This window comes from Leifsonia sp. 115AMFTsu3.1, assembly GCF_004362795.1.
Taxonomy (GTDB): domain Bacteria; phylum Actinomycetota; class Actinomycetes; order Actinomycetales; family Microbacteriaceae; genus Leifsonia.
Genome location: NZ_SNYB01000002.1, coordinates 724,747 through 737,673, shown reverse-complemented (window position 1 = coordinate 737,673; position 12,927 = coordinate 724,747). Strand labels below are relative to the sequence as shown.

The 12,927-nt window shown below is 67.6% G+C and carries 13 protein-coding genes; 4 read left to right on the top strand and 9 right to left on the bottom strand.

Going from position 1 to position 12,927, the window contains the following annotated elements; all coding sequences use genetic code 11:
* Positions 1–42: 42 nt before the first annotated feature.
* The 7 genes from AXZ95_RS14505 to AXZ95_RS14475 form a co-directional block, all read right to left on the bottom strand.
* A complete protein-coding gene (locus tag AXZ95_RS14505; RefSeq protein WP_018192079.1) occupies positions 43–984 on the bottom strand; it encodes an aldo/keto reductase in 942 nt (313 codons plus the stop codon).
* Positions 985–1,030: 46 nt separating this feature from the next.
* Positions 1,031–2,011 carry a LacI family DNA-binding transcriptional regulator gene (locus AXZ95_RS14500; protein WP_018192080.1) on the bottom strand — a complete coding sequence of 327 codons (981 nt, stop codon included), beginning with the start codon at positions 2,009–2,011 and terminating at the stop codon, positions 1,031–1,033.
* 55 nt (positions 2,012–2,066) lie between these two features.
* Positions 2,067–3,149, bottom strand: a complete 1,083-nt coding sequence (locus AXZ95_RS14495; RefSeq protein WP_231371250.1) for an ABC transporter permease — start codon at positions 3,147–3,149, stop codon at positions 2,067–2,069.
* A gap of 41 nt (positions 3,150–3,190) precedes the next feature.
* Positions 3,191–4,699 (bottom strand): sugar ABC transporter ATP-binding protein, encoded by a 1,509-nt coding sequence (locus AXZ95_RS14490; protein ID WP_018192082.1) that lies wholly within the window; start codon positions 4,697–4,699, stop codon positions 3,191–3,193.
* 104 nt (positions 4,700–4,803) lie between these two features.
* Positions 4,804–5,880, bottom strand: coding sequence for a sugar ABC transporter substrate-binding protein (locus AXZ95_RS14485; RefSeq protein WP_018192083.1), 1,077 nt, complete (start codon positions 5,878–5,880; stop codon positions 4,804–4,806).
* A gap of 172 nt (positions 5,881–6,052) precedes the next feature.
* Positions 6,053–7,138, bottom strand: a complete 1,086-nt coding sequence (locus AXZ95_RS14480) for a nitrilase-related carbon-nitrogen hydrolase (protein ID WP_018192084.1) — start codon at positions 7,136–7,138, stop codon at positions 6,053–6,055.
* A gap of 250 nt (positions 7,139–7,388) precedes the next feature.
* Positions 7,389–7,706, bottom strand: coding sequence for a hypothetical protein (locus tag AXZ95_RS14475; protein WP_018192085.1), 318 nt, complete (start codon positions 7,704–7,706; stop codon positions 7,389–7,391).
* 278 nt (positions 7,707–7,984) lie between these two features.
* Between AXZ95_RS14475 and AXZ95_RS14470 the strand changes: the two genes are divergently transcribed.
* From AXZ95_RS14470 to AXZ95_RS14460, 3 genes are read left to right on the top strand one after another with little or no spacing between them, the layout of a single operon-like run.
* Positions 7,985–8,989, top strand: coding sequence for an AraC family transcriptional regulator (locus tag AXZ95_RS14470; protein WP_018192086.1), 1,005 nt, complete (start codon positions 7,985–7,987; stop codon positions 8,987–8,989).
* 44 nt (positions 8,990–9,033) lie between these two features.
* A complete protein-coding gene (locus AXZ95_RS14465) occupies positions 9,034–9,636 on the top strand; it encodes a TetR/AcrR family transcriptional regulator (protein ID WP_018192087.1) in 603 nt (200 codons plus the stop codon).
* A gap of 28 nt (positions 9,637–9,664) precedes the next feature.
* A complete protein-coding gene (locus AXZ95_RS14460; protein WP_018192088.1) occupies positions 9,665–11,299 on the top strand; it encodes an MDR family MFS transporter in 1,635 nt (544 codons plus the stop codon).
* A 25-nt stretch (positions 11,300–11,324) separates the two neighbouring features.
* Here the strand turns inward: AXZ95_RS14460 and AXZ95_RS14455 are convergent, their stop codons facing one another.
* Both AXZ95_RS14455 and AXZ95_RS14450 read right to left on the bottom strand, forming a co-directional pair.
* A complete protein-coding gene (locus tag AXZ95_RS14455; RefSeq protein WP_018192089.1) occupies positions 11,325–11,630 on the bottom strand; it encodes an EthD family reductase in 306 nt (101 codons plus the stop codon).
* 15 nt (positions 11,631–11,645) lie between these two features.
* Positions 11,646–12,242: a hypothetical protein gene (locus tag AXZ95_RS14450; RefSeq protein ID WP_018192090.1), complete on the bottom strand. Its 597-nt coding sequence runs from the start codon at positions 12,240–12,242 to the stop codon at positions 11,646–11,648.
* A gap of 107 nt (positions 12,243–12,349) precedes the next feature.
* On the opposite strand from AXZ95_RS14450, the gene AXZ95_RS14445 reads away from it, so the two are divergent.
* Entirely contained in the window at positions 12,350–12,919 is a 570-nt protein-coding gene (locus AXZ95_RS14445) for a TetR/AcrR family transcriptional regulator (RefSeq protein WP_018192091.1), read from the top strand.
* Positions 12,920–12,927 lie beyond the last annotated feature (8 nt).

Here is a 12,927-nt window from a genome sequence, read left to right as displayed (position 1 = left end):
CTCTGTCCTTCCGTGTGAACGTTCTGGTCCGGGATGCTTCGCTCAGGCGAGCACGCCGGCGCGACCCAGTCGCGCGATCGGCAGCAGCGCATCCCAGAGGGCGTCGGGGATCTCGAACTCGGCGAGCTCGACCGTCTGGGCGACCCGCTTGGGCTCGGACATCCCGACGATGGTGGAGGTGACCCGCGGGTCACGCAGCGAGAACTGCAGTGCGGCGGCGGCGAGCGGGACACCGTGCTCGGCGCAGAGGGCCTCCATCCGGCGCACGCGCTCCAGCACCTCGTCGGCGACGGGGGCGTAGCAGTAGGTGGGGACGGCGTCCGGGCCCTTCACGAGCATCCCGCCGCCGAACGGTGCCGCGTTCACGAATGCCACCCCGCGCGCCTGGGCGTCGTCGAGCAGCGGCTCGGCCGACTGGTCGACGAGCGTGAACCGGTTATGGCTGATGACCGCGTCGAAGGCCTCGGTCGCGAGGTACTGCAGTTCGAGGTCGATCGGTCCGCCGGCGACACCGAGGTAGTCGATGACCCCCTGGTCGCGCAGGGCGATCAGTGCCTCGAGCGGGCCGCCGGGAGCGACGCCCTCCTCGAAGCTGATCTTCTCGGGGTCGTGCAGGTAGACCAGCGGGAGGGCGTCGAGGCCGAGCCGTTCGAGGCTCTCCTCGACCGATCGACGGACGCGGTCGCCGGAGAAGTCGGTGGTCCCCGGAATCGGGTCGACCTTGGTGGCGACGACGACACCCTCCGGGACTCCCCCGTTCTCACGGATGGCCTGGCCGATGCGCTTCTCGCTCTCGCCGCCGCCGTACTCGTTGGACGTGTCGATGAAGGTGAACGGTCCCTCGAAGACGCGCCGGATCGTCGCGACCGCCGTCTCGGTGTCCACTTCGTATCCGTACTGGGCGGGGAAGCTGCCGAGGGCGCTGGTTCCGACGCAGACGTCGGAGACGGTGAGGCTGGTGCGCCCGAATTGTTTGGTGGTCATGAGCTTCGCTTTCTCTCTCAAGGGGGTGTGGGTGGTACGTGTTCGTTCAGGAGGGCGGCGCGGTGCTCTGTCGGACGACGAGCGTCGGGTCGACCCGGGGAAGCGGGCCGGCCTGGCCACCCCGCATCAGGTGCAGGATGCGGTCGACCGCCAGACGCCCGACCTCCTCGAAGTCCAGGCGAACGGTGGTGAGCGCCGGCTGGTAGTACTGCGACTCGGGGACATCGTCGAAGCCGACGACGCTGACGTCCTCCGGCACGCGGAGGCCCGCGTCGGCGAGAGCCTTGACGACGCCGAGCGCCATCTGGTCGTTGGCCACGAAGACCGCCGTGATCTTCGGGTTGCGCGCGATCTCGCATCCCGCGTCATACCCGGATCGGGTCGACCAGTCGCCGGAGATGACCCGGTTGGTGACGCGCCCCGCCGAGGCGAGGGTGCGCGCCCAGCCCCGGATCCGCGCCTCGCTGCCCAGCCATCCGGCTGGCCCCGCCACCTGCCAGACCGTCTCGTGGCCGAGGTCGAGGAGGTACTGCGTCGCGAGTTCCGCTCCGGCGACCTCGTCCGTGGCGACGCTCCTCGTCCCCTCCGGAGCTCCGGGCTCGAAGACCACGAGCGGCACGCCCGCATCCAGCCCGGAGATCGCCTCGAGTGCCGCCTGCACCGGCGCCAGGACGACGATCCCGTCGACGGAGTCCTCCACCAGGTGGTCGAGGGCGGCTTTCATGGCGGCCCGGTCCACGTCGCCGAGGGTGACGAGGTTGGTCGCGTAGCCGGCCTTCCTGGCCTCGTCTGCGATGCCGCTCAGGGCGACGGACGGGCCGTACTGAGCCAGGCCGAAGCTGACGATCCCGATGTTCATCGTCCGGCCGTTCGCCAGGGCGCGTGCCGCGGGGTTGCGGCGGTAGCGGAGCTGGCGGATGGCCACCTCCACGCGATCCCGGATCTCCGGGGCCACGTTGGGGCTTCCGTTGACCACTCGCGAGACGGTCTGCTGGGAGACCCCGGCGAGACGCGCGACATCGATCATCCTGGCACCGCGAGTCGTCGACGGGTTCTCGTTGCTCGATGGTGCCGACACGTCATCAGCTCGCAGCCCGGACGGTGCGGCGGCCGAAGTGCTTGCGGAAGAATCCGGAGATCCTCTGCACGCCTCCCGCACTGGACAGGAAGACCGCGACAACGATCACCGCGCCCTTGATGACGAGCTGGGGCTCCGAGGAGATGCCCACCAGGTTCATCACGTTGATGATCGTCGCCAGGACGAACACACCGATGACCGCGCTGATCGGGTCGCCCTTGCCGCCCATCAGGGAGGCGCCGCCGACCACGACGGCCGCGATCGCATCCAGCTCGTACCCGACACCGATGAGGGAGCTCCCCTGACGCAGCTGAGCAGCGGCGATGAGGCCGGCCAGACCGGCCAGCAGTCCGGACATCGTGTACGTGATGATCAGGTTGCGCGCCACCGGGAGACCCGACAGGCGTGCGGCCTCCGGATTGCCGCCGATCGCGTAGAGCGAGCGGCCGAAGGTGGTGAACTTCGCCACGAGTGCGGCGACGATCATCACGACCAGGAAGATCATGACGGGGTTCTGCAGGCCGAGGCTCGTGCCGCGGGCGAACAGGTCGATGAAGGTCTGGTCCGTGATCTGGATGAGGCTGGTCGACTGGATGATGTAACTGAAGCCTTTGACGGCGCTCATCATGGCGAGCGTCGCGATGAACGGCGGGATGCGCAGCCACACGACGAGCAGGCCGTTGATCAACCCGGCGATCCCACAGCAGAACAGGGTGAAGGCCACCGAGAGCCCGGTCGCCATCCCGGCCTGCAGGGTCAGCGCGACGATGACGGTGGACATGGCCAGGATGGAGCCGACCGACAGGTCGATGCCGCCGGTGAGGATCACGAAGAACTGGCCGACCGCGAGCACCGCCACGATGGACGCCGCCGCGATCACGTTCTCCGCGTTCCTCAGCGTGAGGAAGTCGCCGGAGACGTAGTAGCCGATCACGATGATCACGACGAGCACCAGCAGGAGGTAGGTCTTCGGCAGGAGGCGCTTGAGGACGCTGCTCCACGCCGAGCGGGAGCGCGTGTCCGAGGACTCGCCGGTGGACTTCACCGGCTCTTGGAGGGTGTTGTTCGACATTGTCTTTCCCGTCATTGGGTTTCTCGTCAGGGGTCTTTTTCTGGATTCGGTGCCGCTCAGGCGAGCAGCTGGAGGATCCGCTGGCCCTGCGGATCGATCTCGTCGTGATCGAACTCGGCCACAACGCGGCCGCGCGCCATCACGAGGACGCGGTCGCACATCATCGCCTCCGAGATCTCGGAGCTCGCGATGATCACGGTTCCGCCCGACCGGGCGAAGTCGCGGATCAGCTCGTACATGTCCTCCTTGGCGCCGACGTCGACACCGCGGGTGGGCTCGTCGCAGATGAGGAGACGGGAGGAGCGCACGAGCCACCGGGCGAGGATGCCCTTCTGCTGCGTCCCGCCGCTCAGGGTCTTCATCGGCTGGTTGACGCCGGAGACCTTCATCCCGAGCTTCGTCACCATGTCCTGCGCCGCGCGCTTCTCGCGCTTGCCGTCGATGACGGAGAGCCGGCTGAACATCGGCATGCTCGCGAGCGTGATGTTGCCGGCGACGCCCATCTCCGGGATGAAGCCCTGGGCCTTGCGGTCCTGCGGCAGCAGGCCGATGCCGCGACGGATGGCGTCGCGCGGCGAAGCGAAGTCGACCGGCTTGTCGTCCATCAGGAGCGCGCCGTCCGTCTTCCTACGGGCACCGGCGAGCAGGCTCGCGAGCTCCGACTGGCCCGAGCCGATGAGGCCGGCGATGCCGAGCACCTCGCCCTGGTACAGGTCGAAGTCGATATCCGAGACCCGCTCGTCCTCACCGAGGCCGCGCGCGGACATCAGGACGGTGTCGGTGCGGCCGGCGCCGAGCCGGGGGCTGCGCTCGCCACGCAGGGCGGCATCGGCGATCGATCCTTCGAGGCTCTTCCCGACCATGGCCGTCACCACATCCGCGGGCTTGGTCTCCGCCGTGCTCAGGTTCGCGGCCGTGACGCCGTCGCGCAGGACGGTGACGGCGTCGCACAGGTTGTAGAGCTCATCCATGCGGTGAGAGATGTACAGGAGGGTGACGCCCTCGGCGGCGAGGCGGCGCAGCACCGTGAACAGGCGCTCGACATCGGGCAGCGGGAGGGTCGAGGTCGGCTCGTCGAGGAGCAGCACCCGCGCATCCTTGTGGAGCGCTTTGGCCAGCTCGACGGCCTGCTGCTCCGCGACGGAGAAGCTCGAGACGGGCTGACGGACATCGAGGTCGAAGCCGACCCGCGCCAGCGCCTCGCGCGCCTTCGCCTGCATCGTGTTCCAGTCGACGACCGCGCCCTTGGTGGGCAGCGTGCCGAGGAAGATGTTCTCCGCCACCGAGAGCGACGGCACCAGGCTCAGCTCCTGGTAGATGGTGTGGATGCCGGCGGCCTGCGCATCCGTCGGCTCCCGGAACCGTATGACCTCGCCGCCGAGGCGGATGGTTCCGCCGTCGGGCGTCTCGGCACCGGAGAGGATCTTGACGAGCGTCGACTTGCCGGCGCCGTTCTGACCCGCCAGGGCGTGGATGCTTCCCCGCTTGACCGAGAAGCTGACCCCCTTGAGGGCCTGGACTCCGAGGTATCCCTTGGTGATGCCCTCGAGCTGGAGCTCGTCCATGTTTCCTCTGCACTTCCTTGTGACGTGTGTTCTTCGAAGAGCTGGTCGCTGCGCCCGAACCGATGACATCGGGCGCAGCGACTCCTGGAGGCGCTGCTTCGCGCCTAGTCGTTCGCCCGCACGTAGGTGTCGGCGGGCTTGTAGTACTGCTTGGCGTTCTCCGGCGTGACCACAGTGGTCTTGATGAAGACCTCCTTCTTGGGGCACGCGGACTTGTCGTTGTTGTAGGCGGCGACGGCCATCTTCACCGCGGCGACCCCCTGGTCCCAGGGCTGGTTGGAGGCGGTGGCCTGCAGCGGACCGGTCGGGTTGTCGACCATCTCCTTGACGACGTTCATTCCGCCGTCGTAGCCGGCGACGATGACGCCGTCGCCCCAGATGCCGGCCTGCTGGAGGCCCTGCTCGATGCCGCCCTCCATCACGTCGCTCATGCTGTAGACGATCTTGAGGTCGGGGTTCGCGGTCGCGACATCACGGATAGGAGCGAGAGCCTTGTCCGGCTTCCACTCGCCGTACTTCGTCTCGAGCTTCTTCGTCGTGATTCCGGGGTGGTCCTTCATGACCTTCTCGTAGCCCTTCATGAACCCGTTGAAGCGCAGGTCGCTGAGGACATCGCCCGGAAAGCCGCCGATGCCGACGATCTTGATCTCGCCGGTCTCGCCGAACTTCTCAAGCGCCTTCTTCGCAGCGACCTCGCCGGCAAGGGAGCCGGTGTAGCCCTGGTCCTCGGCGACGTAGCAGTACATGTCCTTGACCAGCGAGGGGTCGAGGTTGGAGTTGACGGTCACCAGGGGGACGTCCGCGTTCTGCAGCGCGGCAACGGACGCGCCGACGCCGATCGGGTCGTTCGGGTTCATGATCACCACGTCGACGTTCTTCGTGATGAGGGTCTGCACGTCGGCGTTCTGGCGGACCGTGTCGCCGTTCGCGTCGAGGAGCTGGATGGTCGCACCCAGCTTCTTCGCCTCGGCCTGGCCGCCTTCGACGAGGGTCTTCCACCAGTCGCTGCCGCTGATGCCGCGCTGGCTCCAGCCGATGACGAGGCCTTTGCCCGTCTTCTTGTCGGTGTCGCTCGCGGCGGCTCCGTCGGTTCCGCCGCGTGCGCATCCGGTGAAGAGGAGCGCTGTGGCCGCGGCGATTCCTGCGACTTTGAGGATGGACCGGGTTCGGGTGCTGATCATTTTTCCACTTCCTTGTGAGGTGATCGGTGCGAGGTAGAGCTGGGGGTGTTCGTGCGCCGGGCGGCGCCACGTGGGGGGCGTGGAGCGGATGGTGCGTGGTGCAGGTGGTGCGGGCGGCAGCATCCCGGACCAAGGGGATGGACTTGTCCGGGATGCCGCCGCCGTCGGTCGCTCAGTCGAGCGGGGTGAAGACCCCGCGCTCCTCGAGCAGCTTGATGTTGCGGGCGCGCGTCTCGCGCTCGCGGGCCAGCCAGCCTTCCGACGGAGGAGCGTCGAGGTACTGGTTCTTGGGGTAGATCGGCTTCTCGTAGATCGCCGCGTACTGCTCGGTGCGCAGATCCTTGAAGCCGTTGAACACGCCGTTCGACTGACGGTCGCGTCGCAGGGCGTCGATGTCGATCGTCGTGCTGACGAAGGTGTCGCCGGCGGTCACGCCGGGCGTCTCGGTGATGATCTTGCCGCGCTGGTTGACGATCATCGAACGGCCGCCGAAGAGGTCGTTGATGACGCCGTCCGGGCCGAGCTCCGGGCCGAGGTTCGGTGCGACGACGATCGCGTTGTTGAACAGCGCGTGCGCCTTGTTCTGCACCTCCCACATTCCCTGCGAGGTCTGCGGCTCGATGAGGGTCGCACGGATGATGATCTCGGCGCCGTTCATGGCGAGCCCGCGAGCGATCTCGGGGTACGCACCCTCGTGGCAGATCACGTAGCCGATGTTGCCGATGTCGGGCGTCTTCGCGACGGGGTAGATGGCGTCCATCACGTTGCCATCACCCTTCTTCTGAATCCACTCGTCCCACAGGTCGTGCGGGTTGGTGGTTCCGAGGGTGCCGCCCTCGAAGCCATCACTGGTCGCCTTCGCGCGGCGGTAGATGACGTCGCCATTCGGGTCGATCATGAACGCGCAGTTGAAGTAGCGGTCCGGGAAGTCGTCGTCGGCGACGAGGTACAGCTCGCCGGCGATGTAGGTGTTCAGTTCGCGCGCGGCCTTGCCGAGCTCGTCGGTCTCCGGACCGGGGATGGTGCGGGCGAACTTCTTCTCCGCCTCGCGGTTGCCTGCGGTGAATGCCATGTGCATTCCCTGGATCGCCATCTCGGGGATGACGACGAGCTTCACCGGGTAGCCCTCGGTCGCAGCAACGCCGACCGCCGTCTTCATGAACGAGATGATGCGCTTGGTGTTCTTCAGCGCGTCTTCCGGCTCGACGATCGGGATCTGCAGCGGCGAGAGCGCTACGACTGTGTACGGCTCAGTCACGTCCAACTCCTTTGTTGATTGGGGTTCGTGTCGGCTATGTTAGCGCACTATCAGACGCTGTCAAATGCGACTTTCGCGCCTCTGCGCTCTCCGATTGCGCTGGGCGTCCAGTCATGCAGCGCTGGTGTTGTGCAGTAAAAATGCAGTTGAGGGGCGCTTTACAAACAGCTCGTTTGAACCACCATCCACCCCCGAGTCGGGCACGCCTCATCCAATGCTTGAAAGTGAGCGCACTCACGAGGCTGGTGGATCAGCTGACAAGGGCAGCGATCGCCATCGCGATCGAGAGCGCTCCGAGAACGACCGCGATGCTCAGAGCGACGCGATGGGCCGCCGCCCAGGTCAGCACCGCCCGCCGAGGAGGTGCGGACGGAACGTCGCTCAGCTCCGCGGCCTTCGGCTCGACGCGCTTGGTCTTCACGAACTCGACGAGTCCGCAGCGTTTGCAGGTCGAGATGTACTGGTGAACGGCGAGTCCGACGCCGTAGTACGGGTTGACGACGATCCGGGTGCGGGCGCCGCAGCGGGAGCACCACCTCGGCCGTCCGCGAAGGTCGGACTCATCCATGGAGCACGACCGTCGCGGTTCGGCGCGCGCCACTTATCCGCACGGGTACCGCCTTCGGGGTCATCGGTCGCCGGGAGGGACCGGGACTGTTTCGAGGACACAGTGGCCCTCCCCACCCGAAGGGGAGGGCCACCGTGCGTCGTCGGGCCGGGGGCGCCGCGACGGTTTTGACGCTATGCGCACGTGCGGCGAACCCGATATCCGGCGAACGCGGGCGAGCATCCGATCTGCGCACGCAGCGCGCTCCGACCCTCAGAACCGACACATAGAATCCCGGCATGCGATCGGAGGTGGTGGAGATGTTCGCGACCCGTCGTGTCGCGTCGTCCCGAGGGGTCGAGGAGGCTCGGGAGGCGCTGAGCGACGTCTTCCTGCCCATCGATTTCCCGTCGGCGCGCCCTTCGGATCCGATGGCGATGGAACTCAATGCCCTGCGGGTCGGCCAGGTCACGTGCGGGTACATGCGATTCCGGGATGCGGTCCGCATCCAGACCGCGGAGGCGCAGAACTTCCACGTCGACATCCCGACGGTGGGTCGCGCGATGATGCGCGCGGGCCTGGGGACACCGGTCTACGGCACGCAGCAGGCGGCGGGCGTCTTCATGCCCGGCCGACCGGTCGAGCTGGACTGCGACGACCACTTCGCCCAGCTCTCCCTGATGTTCCCCCGGGAGTCTCTGCAACTCGAGCTGGCCGCCCTGCTCGGCGAGCAGCTCCCGCGCCCCCTCGAGTTCAGCGCCGAACTCGACCTGGCGACCCCCGGAGGGCAGATGGTGCTCCACTCCCTCCAGCTCATCGACGACGCTTCGCGACGGGATGACGGCGGCCCATTGGCGTATCCACTGGTCACGCAGCGGTTGGAGCAGGTGTTGATGCACAGCCTGCTGTTCTCCCAGCCGCACAACTATTCCTCCACTCTCGCCGGCCCCGCTCCCGCGAGCGGAACGACTCCCGTGTCCCGGGCCGTGGAGGCGATGCGCAGTAGCCCCGCGCATCCCTGGACCGTCGGCGAGCTCGCCGCGGAGGTGTCCGTCAGCGTGCGCAGCCTGCAGGAGGGATTCCGCCGGTCGCTCGACACCACACCGATGGCGTACCTCCGGTGCCTCCGGCTCCAGCGGGTTCACGACGACCTGGAGTCAGCGGAGCCGGGCAGCACGCGGGTCACGGAGGTGGCGGCCCGCTGGGGGTTCGTCCACCTCGGCAGGTTCGCGGCCGCCTACCAGCGGGAGTTCGGCGAACGCCCCTCCGACACCGTGCGTTCGCAGGGCAGGCGAGCCGGTTGACGCTCTCATTGCACTCTCAGTAAAAGAGTGCAAACTTGCACCTCGTGGCCGAGAGTGCACTTTCAACCCGAGACCGCCGCAAGGCCGAGACCGCGCGCGGCCTCAAGGATGCCGCGCGTCGACTCACCATCGAGCGCGGCCTCCACGGTTACACGATCGAGGAGCTGTGCGACGAGGTCGGCGTCTCGCGCCGCACCTTCTTCAACTACTTCGCCTCGAAGGAGAACGCCGTGATCGGCGTCCCGGTCGATGCCGACGAGTCCGGCGCCGCCGAGCGGTTCGCCGCCTCCGGCGCACGCGGGATCCCGGCCCTGGTCGACGATCTCGTCGCCCTGCACCTCGACCGCTGGTCGTTCGGAGGCATCACCGCGGACGAGGTCGCCCAGCTCATCCAGGCCTTCGAACGCGAGCCGCGTCTAGTCGGCCACATGCTCGCCGTCGCCGGCGCCGCCGAGCGAGACGACATCGAACTCGTCGAGCGACGCGAGGGCCTCCCCGCAGGCGACCTCCGCGCCGCCGCGGCGGTGCAGCTCGTCGGCGGTGTGCTCCGCGCCGGCATCGTGGAGTTCTTCCGTCCGGACACGACGGACGATCTCCCCACCATCGTCCGCCGCCGCATCCGCGTTGTGCGCGAACTCTTCGTCTGACCCCTTCACCTACACCCGAACGGACACCATGACCACGGCCATCGCCCCCGCGCCGATGCTGCTCACCAAGCGCCGCATCTGGATCATCTTCAGCGCCCTCATCGCCGGGATGCTGCTCTCGAGCCTCGATCAGACCATCGTCTCGACCGCCATGCCGACCATCGTCGGCGACCTCGGCGGCGTCTCGCACCAGGTCTGGATCACCACCGCCTACCTGCTCGCCACGACGATCGTGATGCCGGTCTACGGCAAACTCGGCGACGTGTTCGGCCGGCGGTGGCTGTTCATCATCGCGATCGCCGTCTTCACCGCGGCGTCCATCGGCTGCGCATTCGCGGGCGACTTCTGGACCTTCGTGGTGTTCCGCGCGATGCAGGGTCTCGGCGGTGGCGGCCTCATGATCCTGTCGCAGGCGATCATCGCCGACATCGTGCCGGCCAACGAGCGCGGCAAGTACCTCGGACCGCTCGGCGGCATCTTCGGCCTCTCCGCCGTCGGCGGTCCGCTGCTCGGCGGCTTCTTCGTCGACCACCTGACCTGGCAGTGGGCGTTCTACATCAACATCCCGGTCGGCATCGCGGCCCTGGTGATCGCCCTCTTCGCCCTGCGCCTGCCGAACAAGAAGGCGACCCAGCCGGTCGACCTCCTCGGCATCCTGCTCCTCTCCATCGCCACCACCTGCCTGATCTTCTTCACCGACTTCGGCGGCGACAAGGACCACGGCTGGAGCTCGCTGGGCACCTGGGCCTGGGGTGTCGGCCTGCTCGCCGCCGCGGTGCTCTTCGTGGTGGTCGAAGCGCGGGCGAAAGACCCGATCATCCCGCTGTCCCTCTTCCGCAACCCGATCTTCCTGAACGCGACCGCGATCGGCCTCGCCCTCGGGATCGGGATGTTCGCAGCCATCGGCTTCGTCCCGACGTTCCTGCAGATGTCGTCGGGCACGTCCGCCGCGGCTTCCGGTCTCCTGCTGCTGCCGATGATGGTCGGGCTGATCGGCACGTCCATCCTGTCGGGCATCGCGATCACCCGGACGGGGAAGTACAAGCTGTTCCCCATCCTCGGGACGATCCTCACCGGCATCGCGATGGTCTGCATGACGACGCTGTCGGCGTCGACGCCGATCTGGCTGATCTGCGTCTTCCTGTTCGTCTTCGGCGCCGGCCTGGGTCTGATCATGCAGGTCGTCGTGCTCGTCGTGCAGAACGCGGTCCCCGCGGCGCAGATCGGGGTGGCGACCTCGACGAACAACTACTTCCGGGAGGTCGGTGCGGCACTCGGCACTGCGGTGTTCGGAACCCTGTTCACCACGCGACTGACCGAGAACCTCACGAGCGTCTTCACGAAGGCCGGCGCCTCCCCCGCCGACGCCGCGGGTGCCACCGCGACGCTGAGCCCGGAGGCCCTCAACAAGCTCCCGGACGCACTGCACACCGGCGTGGTGAACGCCTACGCGGACGCCCTGGCACCGGTGTTCTGGTACCTCCTGCCCTTCATCGTCGTGGCGTTCCTGCTCGCCCTCTTCCTCAAGCAGATCCCGCTCTCGGACCAGGCCGGCCTCGTCGCGAGGGGCGAAGCGATCGGCGGAGAGGAAGCGGAGCGGCTGGAGGCGGAACAGCGGGCGGCCGCCGAGGGCGCCGCCTCGGGGGCGGCGCCCAGGCCGTAGCTCTTATCTAGCGAAGGCGAGCCGGTCAGCCCTGCTCGATGTCCGAGAAGAGTCCGGTGAACGGCGTCCCCGTTGCGACCAGGCGCTGGAAGAACTCGCCCGCGATCGGTGTGGAGACCGCAGCGGACGCGTCCTCGTAGCTGTCGAAGTACAGATCGAGCGTGCGGTGCGCGGGGGTGGGCGTGCCGTCCTCCTTGGGCCAGACCTTTGCGGCCTCCACTCGGAGAAGGCCCGGGAGGCGGCGGGCGAGCGCCTCGACCTCGGTGTAGTCGCGCTCGAACGCGGCTGCGTCGGCGGGGTTGTCGATGATGAGGGTGATCTTGGTGGGCATGGTGTCCTTCTTTCGTTATCGGTTGCTCGTGACGAGCTGTTCGGTGGATCGGTCGTTCGCCTTGGCGGTCCGGCTGAGGCGGATGGCCGACACCAGGAAGAAGACGCCACCCAGCGTCGCGTAGCCGGCCAGGCCCACCAGGGAGGCCGACGCTCCGGAGGACTGCAGCGCGAAGGCCGCCCCCGCCAGCACCGAGATGCCGCCACTGAGGATCATCGGCCGCTGGCCTCCGAGAGAGCGCCGCGAGATCCCGACGATGAGCTGCACCAGGCCGGCCGTGATCGCCCACAGACCCCAGACCAGCAGCACGGCGGCACGGCCGGACGTCACTGCGAAGGCCAGACCGATGGCCGCGAGGAGGCTCAACCCCATGTTCACGTACAGGAGGGCAGCCGATCGGGTCCCCCGCGAGGCGCGGTGATCGATGACCGCGGCAACAGCGTCGAACACCGGGTAGAGCACGAGGAGCGTGGCGCTCAGCGGCGTGATGGTCGCCGCCGTCACGCCGACGATGATGGCCCAGACGATCGCGAAGCCGAATCGGACGAAGTAGAGGGTGCGCAGGGACGAGGCGATGGCCGCTGGACGCGCCTCGGATGTGGTGGTTGCCATGCCGTTCCGTTCTCTCGTAAGTCAATGTAGAATGACTAGTAACTCTACATGCGTCACCCTAGTCACAAACGAGCGGTGTTCGCAAGCGACCCGGAAAAGAGCCACCTATGATCGAGAACGTGAAGACGTCGATGCGCGAGCTGTTGGTCGGCGCCGCGACGGAGCTGTTCTACGCCGAAGGCCTGCGCGCGGTCAGCGTGGACAAGGTCATCGAACGCGCGGGCACCACCAAGGTGACCTTCTACCGCCACTTCAAGAGCAAGGACGACCTGGTCGTCGCACACCTCGAGCTCCGTGCGCAGCAGGAGCGCGACGGGATCCTGGGCGCGATCGCCGCTGCGGACGGCGACCCCGACCGGGTGTTCCAGCTCATCGCCGCCCAGCTCGGGGAGTTCTCCTGTCTGCAGGGATTCCGCGGCTGTCCCTTCATCAACGCCGCTGCCGAGTACCCCGACCCGGAGAGCTCCGTCCGCCAGACGGTCGACGCTCACCGCGCGTGGTGCAAGAACACGTTCCGCGAGATCGTCGAGCCTCTCGAGCTCGCGGATCCCCGCAGTGTCGCCGACGACCTGATGCTCATCCGCGACGGCGCGATGGTCGCCGGCTACCTCGACCCGGCCGAGGAGCTCGAGGCGTCCTTCCTGCGGAGCGCGCGGGCGTTGACGCGCTCCCACTGAGCGACGGG